At 43.5% G+C, this 16,869-nt stretch carries 16 protein-coding genes and 1 riboswitch; of the genes, 6 read left to right on the top strand and 10 right to left on the bottom strand.

Going from position 1 to position 16,869, the window contains the following annotated elements; genetic code table 11:
* Positions 1-309: 309 nt before the first annotated feature.
* Together Phpb_RS11540 and Phpb_RS11535 are read left to right on the top strand one after the other, a co-directional pair.
* A complete protein-coding gene (locus tag Phpb_RS11540) occupies positions 310-1,017 on the top strand; it encodes a DUF1190 family protein (protein WP_065390457.1) in 708 nt (235 codons plus the stop codon).
* A 6-nt stretch (positions 1,018-1,023) separates the two neighbouring features.
* The gene (locus Phpb_RS11535; protein ID WP_065390456.1) at positions 1,024-2,184 is read left to right on the top strand and encodes a glutathionylspermidine synthase family protein; all 1,161 of its coding nucleotides are present in this window, start codon (positions 1,024-1,026) and stop codon (positions 2,182-2,184) included.
* 236 nt (positions 2,185-2,420) lie between these two features.
* Here the strand turns inward: Phpb_RS11535 and ygiD are convergent, their stop codons facing one another.
* Positions 2,421-3,206, bottom strand: a complete 786-nt coding sequence (ygiD, locus tag Phpb_RS11530) for a 4,5-DOPA-extradiol-dioxygenase (protein WP_065390455.1) — start codon at positions 3,204-3,206, stop codon at positions 2,421-2,423.
* A gap of 194 nt (positions 3,207-3,400) precedes the next feature.
* Entirely contained in the window at positions 3,401-4,054 is a 654-nt protein-coding gene (ribB, locus tag Phpb_RS11525) for a 3,4-dihydroxy-2-butanone-4-phosphate synthase (protein ID WP_065390454.1), read from the bottom strand.
* Between the two features lie 154 nt (positions 4,055-4,208).
* Positions 4,209-4,385: riboswitch (FMN riboswitch) on the bottom strand.
* 136 nt (positions 4,386-4,521) lie between these two features.
* On the opposite strand from ribB, the gene ubiK reads away from it, so the two are divergent.
* Entirely contained in the window at positions 4,522-4,809 is a 288-nt protein-coding gene (gene ubiK, locus Phpb_RS11520; RefSeq protein ID WP_036778321.1) for a ubiquinone biosynthesis accessory factor UbiK, read from the top strand.
* 68 nt (positions 4,810-4,877) lie between these two features.
* On the opposite strand, the gene Phpb_RS11515 is transcribed toward ubiK, so the two are convergent.
* From Phpb_RS11515 to Phpb_RS11490, 6 genes are all read right to left on the bottom strand, one after another.
* Positions 4,878-5,540, bottom strand: a complete 663-nt coding sequence (locus tag Phpb_RS11515) for a DUF799 domain-containing protein (RefSeq protein WP_036808664.1) — start codon at positions 5,538-5,540, stop codon at positions 4,878-4,880.
* Complete coding sequence (locus Phpb_RS11510; RefSeq protein WP_065390453.1) at positions 5,537-5,896, bottom strand: DUF4810 domain-containing protein; 360 nt, start codon at positions 5,894-5,896, stop codon at positions 5,537-5,539. The genes Phpb_RS11515 and Phpb_RS11510 overlap by 4 nt, the downstream gene beginning before the upstream one ends.
* Before the next feature lie 21 nt (positions 5,897-5,917).
* Positions 5,918-6,589: a CsgG/HfaB family protein gene (locus tag Phpb_RS11505; protein ID WP_046397001.1), complete on the bottom strand. Its 672-nt coding sequence runs from the start codon at positions 6,587-6,589 to the stop codon at positions 5,918-5,920.
* Between the two features lie 598 nt (positions 6,590-7,187).
* Positions 7,188-8,612, bottom strand: coding sequence for a bifunctional D-glycero-beta-D-manno-heptose-7-phosphate kinase/D-glycero-beta-D-manno-heptose 1-phosphate adenylyltransferase HldE (gene hldE, locus Phpb_RS11500; protein ID WP_065390452.1), 1,425 nt, complete (start codon positions 8,610-8,612; stop codon positions 7,188-7,190).
* A gap of 75 nt (positions 8,613-8,687) precedes the next feature.
* Positions 8,688-11,531 (bottom strand): bifunctional [glutamate--ammonia ligase]-adenylyl-L-tyrosine phosphorylase/[glutamate--ammonia-ligase] adenylyltransferase, encoded by a 2,844-nt coding sequence (glnE, locus tag Phpb_RS11495; RefSeq protein ID WP_065390451.1) that lies wholly within the window; start codon positions 11,529-11,531, stop codon positions 8,688-8,690.
* A 33-nt stretch (positions 11,532-11,564) separates the two neighbouring features.
* A complete protein-coding gene (locus Phpb_RS11490; RefSeq protein WP_065390450.1) occupies positions 11,565-12,503 on the bottom strand; it encodes a CYTH domain-containing protein in 939 nt (312 codons plus the stop codon).
* A 262-nt stretch (positions 12,504-12,765) separates the two neighbouring features.
* On the opposite strand from Phpb_RS11490, the gene Phpb_RS11485 reads away from it, so the two are divergent.
* Complete coding sequence (locus tag Phpb_RS11485) at positions 12,766-13,386, top strand: TIGR04211 family SH3 domain-containing protein (RefSeq protein ID WP_065390449.1); 621 nt, start codon at positions 12,766-12,768, stop codon at positions 13,384-13,386.
* A 17-nt stretch (positions 13,387-13,403) separates the two neighbouring features.
* Complete coding sequence (locus Phpb_RS11480; protein WP_065390448.1) at positions 13,404-14,669, top strand: multifunctional CCA addition/repair protein; 1,266 nt, start codon at positions 13,404-13,406, stop codon at positions 14,667-14,669.
* Positions 14,670-14,728: 59 nt separating this feature from the next.
* Here the strand turns inward: Phpb_RS11480 and bacA are convergent, their stop codons facing one another.
* Both bacA and folB read right to left on the bottom strand, forming a co-directional pair.
* The gene (gene bacA, locus Phpb_RS11475; RefSeq protein ID WP_046396997.1) at positions 14,729-15,547 is read right to left on the bottom strand and encodes an undecaprenyl-diphosphate phosphatase; all 819 of its coding nucleotides are present in this window, start codon (positions 15,545-15,547) and stop codon (positions 14,729-14,731) included.
* 176 nt (positions 15,548-15,723) lie between these two features.
* Positions 15,724-16,074, bottom strand: a complete 351-nt coding sequence (gene folB / locus Phpb_RS11470; protein WP_065390447.1) for a bifunctional dihydroneopterin aldolase/7,8-dihydroneopterin epimerase — start codon at positions 16,072-16,074, stop codon at positions 15,724-15,726.
* 106 nt (positions 16,075-16,180) lie between these two features.
* On the opposite strand from folB, the gene plsY reads away from it, so the two are divergent.
* Positions 16,181-16,828: a glycerol-3-phosphate 1-O-acyltransferase PlsY gene (gene plsY, locus Phpb_RS11465; RefSeq protein WP_065390446.1), complete on the top strand. Its 648-nt coding sequence runs from the start codon at positions 16,181-16,183 to the stop codon at positions 16,826-16,828.
* Positions 16,829-16,869 lie beyond the last annotated feature (41 nt).

Below are 16,869 nucleotides of genomic sequence, written 5' to 3'. Positions count from 1 at the left end.
ATAATTAGTAGATTCACTTACATTATTGTATTACATATTCAACCATCCTTAATTCACCGTAATTAACATGGGTCGGACTAATACCATAGAATATTAATTACAGCACTATTTTTCTAAAAAAAGATATTTTGCAACATTAAAACCAGATTAAACAGCACGCCAGATAATCAATATCCGGCAATCCCTTTGTCAGACAAAAAATCAGGCTAACAATTTGAAGGTTTATGCTTTAATTTTGTTCATATTTCCCCTATCCTTAAAGCTATTTCATGAAAGAATTATAGACACCTAAAATCTGGGTATACGACTATGACAATAAAGCGGACCAAAGATATTAACCACGACACATTCCGTAAGGCTTGGCGTAACTATCGCCTTGCACCTGTGGCAATGGCTGTCAGTGCGGTTTTCATGTTATCTGCCTGTGAAAAGAGTGATGAAACTGTCTCTCTTTACATGAATGCAGATGAATGTTCTCAAGCCAATCCATCACAAAGTGGGCAATGTACTACTGCTTACAACAATGCGTTGAAAGAAGCGGAAAAAACAGCGCCTAAATATGCCACCAAAGAAGACTGTATTGCTGAATTTGGCGAAGCGCAATGTACTCAATCCCCAGCACAAGCTGGCCCTGGCGCCACTGCTTCCAGTACTGCCGCCAATGGCGAAGCACAGGCACAGCAACAGCAAAGCGGCAGCTTCTGGATGCCGCTGATGGCAGGTTATATGATGGGACGTTTAATGGGGGGTGGTTCAGCGCCATCACAACCTCTGTTTAGCTCCAAATCCGCCACCAGCCCGGCAAATGGTCAATTCGTTGATGCATCGGGTAAAAGCTATGGCCCAGCAACCGCAGGTGGTCGTTCTATGACCGTACCTAAAACAGCTATGGCGCCAAAACCAGCAACAACGACAACCATTACCCGTGGCGGCTTCGGTGACTCCGTTGCAAAACAGTCAGCCATGCAACGCAGCAGCGCCTCTTCTGGCTCCACATCCCGTTCAGTAGGAGGCTAACCACGGATGAAACGTATTGCTATTACTGAACGCCCGGACTGGCGTGAAAAAGCGATAGAATATGGCTTTAATTTTCACACCATGTATAACGAACCTTACTGGTGTGAAGATGCTTATTACCAGTTTTCTCTTGCCCAAATTGAAGAAATCGAGGCTACCACCGCCGAACTACACCAAATGTGTTTACAAGTAGTGGAGAAAGTCGTCGATAGTGAAGAATTGTTGACTAAGTTTCAGATTCCAAAACATTGTTGGGATTTTGTCCGTAGCTCCTGGATCACCAGCCAGCCATCACTCTATTCCCGTTTAGATTTGGTTTACGACGGTAAAAGCCCGGCAAAACTGTTGGAAAATAATGCGGATACACCAACCTCACTGTATGAGTCGGCTTTTTTCCAATGGATCTGGTTAGAAGATCAGATGAATGCCGGGTTACTACCAGCACATGCCGATCAATTCAACAACATGCAGGAGCAATTGATCGAACGCTTTATTCAGTTGCGTGATGAACATGGCTTTGGCTTACTGCATATGGCCTGCTGTCAGGATACGGAAGAAGATCGCGGTACTGTTCAATACTTGCAAGATTGTGCGCTGGAAGCGGGTGTTCCAACTGAGTTCTTATTTATTGAAGATATCGGTCTGGGGGAAAAAGGCCAGTTTACTGACCTGCAAGACCAGGTGATCAGTAATTTGTTCAAACTCTACCCTTGGGAGCTGATGTTCCGTGAGATTTTCGCGACCAAATTAGAAGACGCCGGTGTTCGCTGGTTAGAACCCGCCTGGAAAAGTATTATCTCCAACAAAGCATTGCTACCAATGTTGTGGAAGATGTTTCCAAATCATCCAAACTTACTACCCGCTTATTTTGCCGATGATAATTATCCGGCAATGGATAGTTATGTTATTAAGCCGCTGTTCTCACGGGAAGGGGCTAATATTCGTATTATTGAAAATGGCAAGGAAATTGCCAGTGTCGATGGCCCTTACGGTAAAGAAGGTATGATCGTTCAGCAATTTCATACACTGCCAAAATTCGGGGACAATTATACGCTAATTGGTAGCTGGTTAGTGAATGATCAACCTTGCGGTATTGGTTTGCGGGAAGACAGTAAACTCATAACTCAGAATTTATCCCGCTTCTACCCACATATTATTTTGGATTAATTCCCAATAGGGAGGAATGAGGAAAATACCCAAAATTCCTCCCTTAAATATCCAGTGAAGAAACTTTTCACCCTTATAAATCTATAATAAAGGTAAATACTTTGGGCTTTCAGCTTAACCCAACCTGAAAGCCCCAATTCACAGGCAATTACCCTGAGCATCACTAAACCGGCTCTGTGCTGTTGAATGAATTCCTCTTGTGCCAAATGCGGATAATAACGACAAGAACGTTCAATTCAACCAACCTGCACAGACAACATACTCAGCGAACCAGACTCAATGCCATCCACAGGAATGGAAACCGTTTCTTTTCTATCCCACGTTCCCATGATATACAGCAACGGTAAAAAGTGTTCAGGAGATGGGTTCGATAATAGGCCATCTTCTCTATCCAGTGCGTGAATCAAAGGATAAGGTTGCTCATAACTGGTAAGGTTATCATGCACATAATGGTTAAATGATTCTGCCCAAGGATACGGATCAGCATTAGGTTCCTGCCGCTTCATGGTATGAAGATTGTGTACCACATTACCACTCCCGAGGATTAAAACACCTTCATCTCGTAAAACAGCCAGCTTTTTCCCTAATTCATAGTGGTACGTCGCTGGCTTGGCATCATCTATACTCAGTTGAATGACTGGAATATTGGCCTGAGGATACATCTTAATCAGAATTCCCCAAGTCCCGTGATCCAACCCCCACTGATGATGATCGGCATAAACTTCCACAGGTTCCAGCATCTCTTGCACTAAAGCGGCCAATTCAGGCGAGCCCTTAGCCGGATACTGAATTTCATACAATTCCTGTGGAAAGCCACGAAAATCATGAATAGTCCTCGGTTGATTCATGGCGGTTACTGCTGTTCCATTGGTATACCAATGAGCAGAAATCGCCAAAATCGCTCTGGGTACAGGCAGTCTTTCACCAAGTTCACGCCACACATTGGTATAGCGATTTTCTCCCAGTACATTCATTGGACTGCCATGACCAATAAACAGTGCCGGCATTCTGGAAATATTCATAACGACCTCCCACACCAAATATAGGTAATTTTAATACTTGCGGACAGGTTACGCCTTTCAGATAAGCAAAACAGTGGGCTAACGGTGATGGAGTTTTTCAAAAAAATTGAAAAGTCACAGCTTGCGTAAACTGTGACTTTAGAGAATATGTAGGTTATAACTGATATTTCGTCCGTTTATCAGACAATTACGACTCAGCTTGCTTTCTGTTCCATTGCCTGGCGATAAATTACCAGATCTTCAATAGTGACTACCGGCATATTATGCAGTTTCGCAAATTGCACTACCTCAGGAGTACGTGCCATTGAACCGTCATCATTGGTTAATTCGCACAATACACCTGCCGGTTTAAAACCAGCCAAGCTGACTAAATCAATTGCTGCCTCAGTATGCCCCTGACGAACCAGCACTCCACCAGGTTGAGCGCGTAGTGGAAAAACATGTCCCGGACGGTTCAAATCACTGGGTTTGGCATTATCTGCAATCGCTGCACGAATGGTCGTGATACGGTCAGCCGCAGAAACCCCCGTTGTCACTCCCTGAGCGGCCTCAATAGTTACGGTGAATGCAGTCTGGAACTGACTAGAGTTATTTTCCACCATCATAGGCAATTGCAATTGCTGACGGCGCTCTTCTGTCAGACATAAGCAGACAATGCCACTGCCATGACGGATAGTCAGTGCCATTTGCTCTACGGTCATTGTTTCGGCCGCAAAGATAATATCACCTTCATTTTCACGATCTTCATTATCCAGCACCATCACCCCCCTTCCATCACGCAAAGCGCTAATGGCGTGTTCAACACGTTCTGATGATGTGCCATATTCAGAAAGTAGCGTCTGATTCATGGTAAAGAAACCTCATTAAAATTTATGGATTACCAGAATCAGGGCGGTCTTGAGGAGTTCTCGCTATAACATCACGTCATAACATTAATATTATTAATATCATGTGTGAATACCATAGCCGGAACAACAGACGAGCACAAAGCCCGACAGATGCCGTTATTCTCTCCCATCCGGACTATCACCGTCGGCTCCAGAGTTACACTGGATCTGCTGACCTCCGCTTTATCATAAAGATAACTACAAACGGAGCGCTCGCGGGCTTCACTATACCATCCATAAGATAGCCTAATGTTACCGCCGGTGGGGACTTTCACCCCGCCCTGAGATAAGCTAGTGAACTATAACGCTAATATTTGCCGGCGGCAATCAACAAAATCAAATGTGAAACCTGGCTCACAATGGCTTGTGGTTTTACTATCTGGTATTACACTATCCAGAAATTATTTATGTCACAAAAAGGATGCATCATGCTCGATCCCAAAAAAATTGAACAAATTGCCCGTCAGATCCAAGATTCTTTACCAAAGGGGGTTAAAGAGTTTGGTGGTGATGTAGAGAAAAAATTACGGATGATTTTGCAATCCCAACTTGGCAAGCTTGATTTAGTGAATCGTGAAGAATTTGATATTCAAACTCAGGTTCTGTTACGTACCCGTGAAAAATTGACCGCGATGGAACAGCGTTTAAGTGAATTGGAAGCGAAGTTTGAAAATAAAAATACCCCATCTGCTGATAACACGGCAAAAGAAGAATAATTATTACTATACATAAAAACAACCGTGATAATGAGCAGAATGTGATATCTGCTCATTATTATTAGAGATTAATGCTGTTGGTTTTCCTTACCGTAATGCTCAGAACGTGGACCATACAGCAAACTGTGACTACCACCAGCTGTCAGTAAGCGGTTACTTGTAATGCCAGCGATTTCATGACCTCTATCCATAATGGTATCAGCGATTTGTGAAACTACGGCTGACACCAACATGCCAATAAGACTATTCGAACTGTTTTGATTTTCAGTTGATGAAGCCATTGCTCGACCATGCCACAGTTGCTTGCCACTACGCAAATCCACCAACTTCGCGGAAGCCGTTACACGAGTATCGCTGTTGATAATCTGATATTGCGTACCATATTCCTCAATATCCAAATAGAGCGCTGAATCTGCACCGAAAATATCATGCAATTTTTTGTAACTGATATTCTGCACATCCTGTGCCGCTGTTACACCATTTTGCTGAAATGTCTCTTCCACAACAGCAACCGGAAAGACATAATAGCCAGATTCCGCCAATGGATATGTCACATGAGAAATTAGGCTGTGCCCTGCTTTAACTTCCACAGATTTGTTTACCGCCGGCAGAACCAGAATGGATTTTGGTTTGCTTTCTTTAAATGCAGTGTAATCATAAGGAACAGATTTACTACATCCTGTCAGCACAAATGCCGCCAATAGACTTAACGTGACGAGAATACGGTTCATTGCATAGTTCCTTTATTTTTACTTAATAAAAAGTCCATAAATGACGCTGACTCAGGAAACAATTTTTTCTCTATTTCAAACTGATGGAACGCTTCTGAAACACGACCTGTTTTACTATAAAGCAGACCAATCTGTGCATGCAGACCTGGCGGTACAGGTTTATCCTTCGCTTTAGCCTTTTCAATGACTTGCTGCAAAGCCTGTAGCTGCTCTTCAAATCCCATCTTATCCTGCTGATAATACTGATAAATTGTAGGTTGGTATTTATCCCATTCATAAATTGTTTTTGGCTGCGTGGCACAACCCGCCAAAGCCATAGCCGCCAGCAATAAACCCGCTTTTTTCATTAGTATCATGAACATATATCCCTATATTTATTAATTAGATGGCTTCCATGCACCGGTTTCAATACTTTCAACCAGACGGTTTACCGCTTCACGAATAGCCAGATCCAATACTTTACCATTCAGCGTGGAATCATAGCTGGCAGTGCCACCGAAACCGATAATTTCACGGTTGGATAATTTATATTCTCCTGCTCCCGCTACAGAAAAAACCACTTCGGAAGTTTCTACATTCACCACATTCAGCGTGACTTTAGAATAAGCCACCTGTGATTTACCACGTCCTAACAGGCCCCATAATTGATGATCACCCACCTCTTTGCGGCCAAATTCAGTCACATCACCGGTAATAACATAAGCAGCACCTTTCAACTTCTGCGATTTACCTTGTAAACCTGCTTCCGCTTTCAGTTCCGCCATATTGGTGCGTTCCAGCACCGTAAAGCGTCCAGTCTGCTGTAAGTGCGAAATTAAAATCGTTTTAGATTGATTACCAAGGCGATCAACGCCATCAGAGAAAATCCCATTTTGATAACTGGAACGGTTTTCAAACTTACCTATCGCAATTGGGCTACGAACCCCCTGATATACGGTATTGTAAGAATTAACTTTTTGTACTTGAACGGTATTAGAAGATTCAGTTGCACACCCTGCTAATATTGCCGAAGCTAAACAAATTGAAGATAAAATCAACTTACCTTGCATAAAAACTTATTCCTGCGTAAAAAATTTATCCGTTTATCTACTAACTTTAAAACGTAAAAGTTATAGATAACATATTTCATTAAAGAATCATTTACATCAGAAATCATTATGAATAAGCCAGCGTTATGTGACCAGCATTTTATGCCATAAAGATAAAAAAATATCTGTTACATCACATTTCATCAGATTAATCCTCCACCGATCCAGATAATAAAATCACGTTAATTTGAATTATTATTATAATATTTTGATAATGTTTATGCCGTTAATTAAATTACTCGTACCTGATATTACAAATATCCATTTATTTATGGTTAAATATCATTCAATCAACACAAATTAAATAAAAAATAACCGGGAAGATTTCATCTCTTACCCGGCTTTCATTCAAATAATATATACCCTATGGATTTCAAGATGCATCGCGACGGCAAGGGAGCGAATCCCCGGGAGCATAGAGAACTATGTGACCGGGGTGAGTGAGTGCAGCCAACAAAGAGGCAGCTTGAAAGATGACGGGTATAGTCAAATAAATAATCTACAGCGCTCAATACAGTAATATCTTCTAGCTGTTTTCAATGACAAACTAAAGTATTATTTACTGATTTTTAATCACCTTGATGATATTGGTTGTTGAAATACCATCTTCAAAGTTCAGCACTTTGACTTCTCCGCCCACAGCCCAAACTTCTTTACTGCCAGCAATTTCTTTCGGTTTATAATCTCCCCCTTTTACCAATACATCCGGCAAAACATCCGCAATCAATCTCTGTGGTGTATCCTCTTCAAACGGTACAACCCAATCCACAGCACCCAGAGCAGATAACACAATCATACGTTGCTCTAGTGGATTAACAGGACGGCTTTCACCTTTCAGCCGTTTAGTCGATGCATCACTGTTAACAGCAACAATTAACCGATCACCCAGTTTACGGGCATTCTCCAGATAAGAGACATGACCCGCATGCAGAATATCAAAGCAGCCATTAGTCATCACAATCCTTTCACCACGTTGGCGAGCATCAGCGACAGCCTGTTTAAGCTGAACTTCGGTCATCACACCAAAACCCGTTTCAGCACGGCCACGGATAGCATTCTCCAGTTCAATCGGCGAAACAGTCGATGTACCCAGTTTGCCAACAACAACCCCCGCAGCAGCATTCGCCAAGAAACAAGCTTCATTCAGTGGCTTTCCAGCCGCAATCGCCGTTGCCAACACACCAATAACCGTATCGCCAGCACCAGTGACATCAAACACTTCCTGCGCTTGCGTAGGCAAATGTAATGGCGGTTGATCCGCACTCAACAGACTCATCCCCTGTTCAGAACGGGTAATCAGTAACGCCTGGAGATCCAAATCCCGAACCAATTGAATTCCCTTCTCAACTAATTCATTGTCATCTTTGCAGTGACCCACCACCGCTTCAAATTCAGACAGATTTGGCGTGAGTAAAGTTGCCCCACGATAACGCTCAAAATCATTACCTTTCGGATCGATCAACACCGGGACTTTGGCAACGTTTGCCAATTTGATCATGTCCTGAACCTGACTCAGCGCACCTTTGGCGTAGTCAGATAAAACTAATGCTCCAATATGGGGCAACGCCTGTCTAATACGCTCAAACATCGGCTGCGCATCGACGTTATCGAAACCTTCTTCAAAATCTAAGCGAATTAACTGCTGGTTACGGGAAAGCACCCTCAGTTTGGTAATTGTCGGATGTGTCGGAACAGAAACAAAATCACAGCGCACCTTAACACTGCGCAGTCTCTCATTCAGAGCATGTGCTGCGTCATCAATCCCAGTCAAACCGATTAAATGTGAATTTGCCCCAAGAGCCGCAATATTCATAGCAACGTTAGCTGCGCCTCCCGGACGTTCCTCAATAGTATTTACTTTTACTACAGGCACCGGCGCTTCCGGCGAAATCCGGCTAGTCGGCCCATACCAGTAGCGATCTAACATAACATCACCGACGACTAAAACCTCTGCGCAGTGAAAATCCGGGAGTGTCATTTTCAACCTTTGCTCCAAATATTAGATATCAAATTGGTGCCAAATATTATCATACGACCGTAAAATCCCTACACCAAACCGTTATTGTTCACCTAACCACTGTTGCCAACTACGACGCACCCGTTCCTGTTGCTCACTGAAACAATGGGTTGATACTCGACTGGAAAGCGTCTGTAACGCCAAATGATGTAATTCATCACGCATAGAAACGTAAGCCTGTGTTAATGCGGCTGCCTCATCTTCATCCATAATTTCATAAGCCGCCATTAATTGGAAAATCCGTACATTATCCGACCAACGCACCAAACGCTCATTTTCAGCAGCATAACGAAGCACCAAATATTGAGCGATAAATTCGATATCGGTGATCCCCCCCGGGTCCGCTTTAATATCAAATTGATCTGAATGGTGACTGCCTAAATGTTTATGCATCTTTTCTCGCATTTCCCTTACCTGCTGACGCAACAAAGCGGGTTCTCGTTGCGTACATAGCGTCTGATGACGTATCCGCTCAAAATCCCGATGCAAGTTTTCATCACCAAATACCATACGGGCACGTACCAACGCCTGATGTTCCCAAGTCCACGCTTGATTCTGCTGATAATCTGCAAATGCGCCGATGGTACTGACTAACATGCCTGATTCCCCGGAAGGACGCAGGCGGACATCCACGTCATACAACACGCCAGAGGAGGTTCGAACGCTGAACAAGTGCATAATTCGTTGGGCAAGACGCAAATAAAATTGCCGGGCATCAATCGCTCGATCGCCATCGGTCATCACATCCACCGGACAATCAAGCAGGAAAACTAAATCAAGATCAGAGCTGTAACCCAACTCCCAACCACCCAATTTGCCATAACCAATCACAGCAAATCCCAATCCTTGCCGCTGACTCAGATGTGATGGAACACCATAACGTTTTGCCATTTTTCCCCACGCCTGTTGAACAACTGCTTCAATAATCGCTTCTGCCAAGTAAGTGAGATGATCACTGACTTTCATCACCGGCAGCACGCCAGTGATATCCTCCGCCGCAATCCTCAATAATTGCGCTTGCTTAAACTGGCGGAGCGCCTCTAGTTGCTGCTCTTCATCATCCTCAGGTATCCGCAACAAATATTGCCGCAATTCATCTTTGTAAGCATTCAATGGCAAAGGTTGATACAGGAATTGTGGATCAAGCAGTTCATCCAATAACAATGGGTGACAGGCAAGCTGAGTCGCAATCATCGGTGAAGCCGCACACAACCGGATAACATGTGTTAATACAGCTTCCGATTCAAGTATCAGCTCCAGGTAAGTTGTACGGCTGACAATACTTAGCAACAACGGAATGACCCGTTCTAGCACGATATTGGCATCTTGTCGCAAACAAACCTTAGTCAACAAACGTGGCATCAAATGGTCGAGCACATCACGCCCTCGAGGACCAATGGTTCTTTTGCCCACATCATGACGAAACACAGAAATAATATGCAATATCTGTTGTGCAATCGCCTCATCCAAGTGCGGAGCTAGTATGATTAACTCTTCTTTTTCGAGATCTTCCAGCCACAGACTTTTAAATGGCACATGACTAGGTTCCTCTTCACTATTATCGCTGTCATCGCCAATTAATTGCGTAAAAATAGCCCGAACAGCCCCCATCTTGCTGTTCAATTCAATTGTCAGAACATCCCAACTTTCAAATCCCATTCCCCACGTCAGTCGTGCTCGATTCAACTCATCTTCTGGCAGAATCTGAGTTTGTTGATCGTTAATTGACTGTAAAAGATTTTCTAGCCTCCGCAAAAAGAGATAACCGTCAGCAAGTTGTTTCACCTGCAATGGTTGCAAAATCCCCAACTGAGCTAATATTTGAAGAGTTGGCAGCAATGCCTGAGATTGCAAACACAGTTCACGCCCACCACGAATAAGCTGGAACACCTGGGCGATAAATTCAATTTCACGGATACCACCAGCGCCTAGTTTGATATTGTCTTTCAAGCCACGGCGACGCACTTCCCGTTCGATCATACCTTTCATATTTCTCAGAGATTGAATCACACTGAAATCAATGTAACGGCGAAAGACAAACGGTCTCAGCATCCGGCGCAGCTCTTCACCATACTCTTGGTTGCACGAACCCATAATCCGTGCTTTCACCATCGCATAACGTTCCCAATCACGTCCCTGCTCTTGATAGTAATCTTCCAGCGCAACAAAACTGAATACCAATGGGCCACTATCACCGAACGGGCGCAAACGCATATCCACCCGATACACAAAACCATCCACAGTTTGCTGATCGAGCACTTTGATAAGACGCTGCCCCAAACGGGTAAAAAACTGAGCGTTATCCATTTCACGGCGGCCATCTTGGGTAAGACCGTTTTCAGGATAGACAAAAATCAAATCAATATCAGAAGAGAAGTTCAACTCACCGCCGCCGAGTTTTCCCATACCAAGAATTAACAGTGGTTGTGGCTCGCCCTGCTCATTACAAGGGGTTCCCCAATCCTGACAACAACGCTGATATAACCAGTCACGAGCCGCAATAATCAACGTTTCAGCCAACATACTGAGTTGTTGTAATGTCTCCTGCGTCGTAATGCTACGCAATGCCTGCGACCAAGCTATTCTCACCAGAATCTTGTTACGAAACTGGCGTAAAACCCGCATAAGGTTATTTTCATCCTCTACTGATGCGAGTAATTGTTGCAGCCATTCAGCATATTGATGCCACTCCTGCGCTCCAGGTGGATGCTGACGGATCTCAGCTAACCATTCAGGATGAGATTGCAGATTTTCAGCAACAAAATCACTCAGTGACAATACCGCCAGCTCATCAACAGCAAAAGGCTCAACACTTAACATCAGTTGTTTAAAATGTTCGGTCACACGCTGTAACTGAGTAAGAAGCGGGGTTGAAAGTGGCAACATAGAGAATTCCTGTTATTTAAGCGGAGAGATTTATTAACCACATAGATTTATTGACCACATAGTCAGTGCCAACTTACATTGCAAATAGAACGAGCTATAACATAGCGTTTCAGCTTCTGTTTCCGTATCCAATAATTTCTGGTTGATAGCAACTAATTGGTTATTCAACTGTTCCGGCTCACAAGAATATTTGATCGTTTGCTGAATCAAAGTCAGTACTTGCTTTAAACCATCCCTACCATCCAATAAACCAGCCAACCAACGTTCCTCTTGTTCCTGCCAATGGGCTAATATTGATGTAAGTACCGAAGATAATGACTGCTGCACATCAATTTCTATCTGAGTTGAAAGTAAGACTGCCTTTGGTTTTCCCTGAGCCAACTGATAACCACGAGCTGCTTTACTTTTATTTCCTTGCCGCAAGCCGTTTGATTTTGCCAACTCAACCGCCAATGCTAATACATCGGTTATAGTTCCTTGCTTTAACTCCAGTTCAAACTCACAAATTGGCTCCTTACGATTGGCGGCAATAATTTCTCCCTGATCGAGCACCACTTCAATCTCACTTTGTCCATAAGTCACCACCCACTTCTCACGCATAAAGTCAGTACTGAATAACGCATTCAAACGGGATTGCAACACTTCCACATCACAATTGTCAGGCCAGATGTGCTGTGGAAACAGCGTCAATGCCAGTTCCGGCTTTACCAATGACACATTATATTCCGGTCGCTGATGCAACCCGCCAACCACCTTACCGGCTGTTTTGATCGTCATCTCATACTGGTCATCAAAACCACGGATCCGCAATCCCATATCAAGACCGCGCAGTTGGTTATCCGACGTCTCGAAATAGATATTGGTCAATTTTTGGGGAGAAAAATAGTCATGAGGAAATAACAGTAACTGCTGACGAATTGCAGGAATAGCTTGTGGTCTGGCGATAAGTTTTAATTCAATTTCTACACTCATATCTGCACCATTGATGACAATCTTTGCCCTTCATCTTACCTTGATTTCGCTTTTTTCCACGATGAGTAAAAAGAAAATTAAAATTTCTCTTTCCTGCAAGTTATGATAGTAATTAATAGGAAATGTTTCGTTCAACAGACAACAAGCCCTGTATTCAATCGATTAGAAAAGTGTCATTTTGGTTTACCGATTGCTCTAGCAAACTTAACTCTTTACTATCAAATTCTAAACTCACCATAGATAAAGAACAGTTGAAATCACAATGCGAAAATTACATTTACTTCTTACGGCGCTATTGAGCCTAAGCTTTTCGCTGACTACCCACGCGGAAGAAAAGCGCTATGTATCTGATGAGTTATCTACCTACACACACGCCGGGCCGGGTAACCAATACCGTATAGCCGGTACACTAAATGCCGGTGATGCAGTCACGTTGATAAGCATCAATCGGGATAGTAATTACGCTCAAGTGAAAGATGATAAAGGCCGTCTTGTCTGGCTACCAGTTAACCAGCTTAGTAATAAACCCAGCTTGCGTACCCGCCTGCCGGAGTTAGAACAAGAAGTGAAAACATTGACGGATAAGTTAGCCAATATAGACAATAACTGGAATCAACGCACTGCCGACATGCAACTGAAGGTTGCCAACAGCAGTCACATTCTTACAGAACTGAAAAAAGAGAATGAGAGATTAAAAAACAAACTGACGGTAGCAGAAAAAAAGCTCGATGCCGCAAATCTGCAACTTGACGACAAACAACGCAATATCATTCTGCAATGGTTTATGTACGGTGGTGGTGTTGCCGGCGCTGGTTTAATCTTTGGGTTATTACTACCACATATGCTCCCACGCCGTAAGCGTAATGACCGTTGGATGAGTTGATTTAAGGAACATATTAGGTGAGAGTCTATCTGGTTGGCGGCGCAGTACGTGACCGCTTGCTAAATTTTCCTGTAAACGAGCGGGATTGGGTTGTTGTAGGTGGAACGCCAGAAGAATTGCTATCCCAAGGATATCAGCAAGTTGGCAAAGATTTCCCGGTGTTCCTGCATCCCAAAACCCACGAAGAATATGCACTGGCACGCACCGAGAGAAAATCCGGCCAGGGATATACCGGTTTTACTTGTTATGCTGCACCGGATGTCACACTGGAAGACGATTTGCAGCGCCGTGATCTGACAATTAATGCGATTGCTCAAACACCCACGGGTGAACTTGTCGATCCTTATCATGGTGTTGATGATTTAAACAATCGTATCTTACGCCATGTTTCTGATTCTTTCTTTGAAGATCCACTAAGGGTATTACGAGTGGCTCGTTTTGCCGCTCGTTTCTCCCACTTAGGGTTTACTATCGCCCCAGAAACACGGGCATTAATGTCAAATATGGCAATTAACGGCGAGCTATCAGCACTCACACCAGAACGTGTCTGGAAAGAGACCGAAAAAGCCCTTGTTACCCATTCCCCTCAGGTCTTTTTTCAGGTTTTACGTGATTGTGGCGCATTGGCGGTGTTGTTTCCTGAAATCGATAATTTGTTTGGCGTTCCTGCACCAGAGAAGTGGCACCCTGAAATTGATACCGGTATTCATACGTTAATGGTGCTGAAAGTAGCGACTGAATTAACAGATGAAGTCGATAGCCGTTTTGCTGCTCTATGTCATGATCTTGGTAAAGGGCTGACCCCGCCAGAACAGTGGCCTCACCATTATGGACATGGGCCAGCAGGCGTTAAGTTAGTCGATCAATTGTGTCAACGTCTGCGCGTTCCTAATTCTGCCCGTGATTTGGCAAAACTGGCTGCTCAATATCATGATTTAGTGCATACAGTCGCTCAATTGCGGCCAAAAACATTACTTAAATTGTTTGATGCCATTGACGCATGGCGTAAACCTCAGCGAATAGAGCAATTGATTATCATTAGTGAAGCCGATGCACGGGGTCGTACCGGTTTTGAAGATACACCATATCCGCAAAGTGATTATCTGCGACAGGCATTCAAAATCTCTAGTCAGGTTCAGGTGAAAAGCATTGTAGACAGTGGGTTACGGGGCGCTGACATTGGTCATGAGCTACGACGTCAACGTCAGCGCGCATTGGCAGAATGGAAACAACGAGACAATACTGTTCAAAACAATGCTGTTCAAGGTAATACTGTTACCTAAAACATCCCCTGATATCAAACATTAGGCAATCTTCGAATTGATATCAGGGGAACTATTCGTTACATAAATACCCAGTAGACAGCGGCTGCCACAATAAAGCGGTAGATAGCAAATGGGATAAAAGATATACGTTTAATCAATGCCAGAAACGTTTTAATGGCGACTAACGCGACAACAAATGCAGTAATAAAACCGACAGCAAACATTGGGATATCAGAAGCGCTCAAAAAGTGTAGGCTCTTATATAAATCTAATCCACTTGCCCCCATCATCATTGGTACAGCCAGAATAAACGAGAATTCCGACGCAGTATAACGATTAACCCCCATCAGCATTCCTCCAGAAATTGTCGCGCCTGAACGAGAAAATCCCGGCCACAACGCCAAGCACTGGAAGCAACCAATCATAAAAGCCTGACGATAAGTAATATCATCCAGCCCTTCTGCTCTCGGTGTTTTAGGTTTCAAGATTTCTGCTGTAATCAACAACACACCGCCAATAACCAAGGCGTACATCACGCTTTGTGGGTTAAACAGCGATTTGATAACATCATGGAACAGCAACCCAAGAGTCACCGCAGGTAACATTGCTAAAATAATATGACTCAGTTTTAGTTTGCCATTGGTTTTACCTTCGTGGGGAACTTCACCAAAGTGGATACCAATGAGCCCAAATAAGCGACGCCAAAACACCACTACCACAGCAAGGATAGATCCAAGCTGGATAATAACTTCAAATGTTTCAGCTTTATCGCCAGTAAATCCCAACATATGGCCAACGATAATCATATGGCCGGTAGAGGAAACAGGAAGAAATTCAGTTAGCCCTTCAACAACACCAAGAATAGCTGCATGAAACAAGGTAGAAAGGTCAGTCATATAGAGAAATCGCCCATTAATAAATATCCGAAACAAGTAGCATGGAATAAACTCAGCTACCATTATCCCCATTGTCATTAATCAATTGACATAATTATCAAGCCTGGCACTACTACGTGCCAGTCTATGTAAGAACAATGACAATAATATGGCAGCCGAATTCACTACTGATCAGATTATTTTTTTCTTTCAATAATAACACCAACTTGACGCGCTTGCGCGACAGCGCCCGGTTTACTGACTTTTATCCGTACCCACGGCGCATTAAAGCGTTTTAACAGCAGATCCGCTACCTCTTCAGCCACTCTTTCAACCAGAGCAAAATTCTGATTTTCTACATGACTGATAATCTCTTCGCTAACTTTGGCATAATCCAGACAATATTCGACATTATCACTGGAAGATGCTCGTTTATTATCCCATCCCATTTCGATATCGAACACTAACTTCTGTTTAATGGTCTGTTCCCAGTCGTAAACACCAATTGTGGTAATCACGACTAACTCCTCAATAAATACGATATCCATCACGTCATTTTCCTGTTTTTCAATTTGTCGGATACCACTTCCGACTAAATATGCGTATTATCCATGACTAGGCTAAGAAAACGACCATTATTATTGGGGAGACATTATGAGTGCTATCGCGCTTGGTATGATCATCTTCGCGTATCTTTGCGGTTCAATCTCCAGCGCAATACTTATTTGTCGTCTGGCTGGGTTACCTGATCCTCGTCAACATGGCTCAGGCAACCCAGGCGCGACAAATGTACTGCGGATTGGTGGCCGCAGCACTGCGGCAATAGTACTAATGTGTGATGTTCTGAAAGGGATGATCCCCGTCTGGTTGGCTTATCAACTCTATGTTCCCCCTTTCTATTTAGGAATTACAGCAATAGCGGCTTGTCTCGGTCATATTTACCCGATCTTTTTCCAATTTAAAGGCGGTAAGGGTGTCGCAACCGCTTTTGGCGCTATCGCGGTAATCGGTTGGGATCTAACAGGTTTGATGATGGGTACCTGGTTGTTGACTATATTACTAAGCGGCTATTCCTCTTTAGGGGCAATTATCAGTGCCTTGATAGCGCCGTTCTATGTCTGGTGGTTTAAACCTGAATTTACTTTTCCCGTCGCCATGCTCTGCTGTCTAGTGCTACTACGTCACCATGATAATATCCAGCGTCTGTGGCGCGGCCAAGAAAGTCGTATTTGGAACAAGTTCAAAAAGAAAAAAGAGATGACCGAAAAAGAAAAAAACCGAACAGAAAAAGAGCAAAGATAAAGAAGGTCAACAACAGAGCCAGATAAAAACCAGCAACTCAT

This window comes from Photorhabdus namnaonensis (genome assembly GCF_001684335.1).
Lineage (GTDB): Bacteria > Pseudomonadota > Gammaproteobacteria > Enterobacterales > Enterobacteriaceae > Photorhabdus > Photorhabdus namnaonensis.
Note: the sequence above shows the minus strand (reverse complement) of the source record. Positions and strands in the feature narration are given on the sequence as shown.

What these genes read in the sequence shown, in the direction of transcription:
- Phpb_RS11510 (WP_065390453.1), bottom strand. Translation starts at nt 5,896, where the DNA reads ATGATACTAATGAAAAAAGCGGGTTTATTGCTGGCGGCTATGGCTTTG.
- ubiK (WP_036778321.1), top strand. Translation starts at nt 4,522, where the DNA reads ATGCTCGATCCCAAAAAAATTGAACAAATTGCCCGTCAGATCCAAGAT.
- ygiD (WP_065390455.1), bottom strand. Translation starts at nt 3,206, where the DNA reads ATGAATATTTCCAGAATGCCGGCACTGTTTATTGGTCATGGCAGTCCA.
- Phpb_RS11535 (WP_065390456.1), top strand. Translation starts at nt 1,024, where the DNA reads ATGAAACGTATTGCTATTACTGAACGCCCGGACTGGCGTGAAAAAGCG.
- glnE (WP_065390451.1), bottom strand. Translation starts at nt 11,531, where the DNA reads ATGTTGCCACTTTCAACCCCGCTTCTTACTCAGTTACAGCGTGTGACC.
- bacA (WP_046396997.1), bottom strand. Translation starts at nt 15,547, where the DNA reads ATGACTGACCTTTCTACCTTGTTTCATGCAGCTATTCTTGGTGTTGTT.
- plsY (WP_065390446.1), top strand. Translation starts at nt 16,181, where the DNA reads ATGAGTGCTATCGCGCTTGGTATGATCATCTTCGCGTATCTTTGCGGT.
- Phpb_RS11490 (WP_065390450.1), bottom strand. Translation starts at nt 12,503, where the DNA reads ATGAGTGTAGAAATTGAATTAAAACTTATCGCCAGACCACAAGCTATT.
- Phpb_RS11515 (WP_036808664.1), bottom strand. Translation starts at nt 5,540, where the DNA reads ATGAACCGTATTCTCGTCACGTTAAGTCTATTGGCGGCATTTGTGCTG.
- Phpb_RS11540 (WP_065390457.1), top strand. Translation starts at nt 310, where the DNA reads ATGACAATAAAGCGGACCAAAGATATTAACCACGACACATTCCGTAAG.
- Phpb_RS11485 (WP_065390449.1), top strand. Translation starts at nt 12,766, where the DNA reads ATGCGAAAATTACATTTACTTCTTACGGCGCTATTGAGCCTAAGCTTT.
- Phpb_RS11505 (WP_046397001.1), bottom strand. Translation starts at nt 6,589, where the DNA reads ATGCAAGGTAAGTTGATTTTATCTTCAATTTGTTTAGCTTCGGCAATA.
- ribB (WP_065390454.1), bottom strand. Translation starts at nt 4,054, where the DNA reads ATGAATCAGACGCTACTTTCTGAATATGGCACATCATCAGAACGTGTT.
- folB (WP_065390447.1), bottom strand. Translation starts at nt 16,074, where the DNA reads ATGGATATCGTATTTATTGAGGAGTTAGTCGTGATTACCACAATTGGT.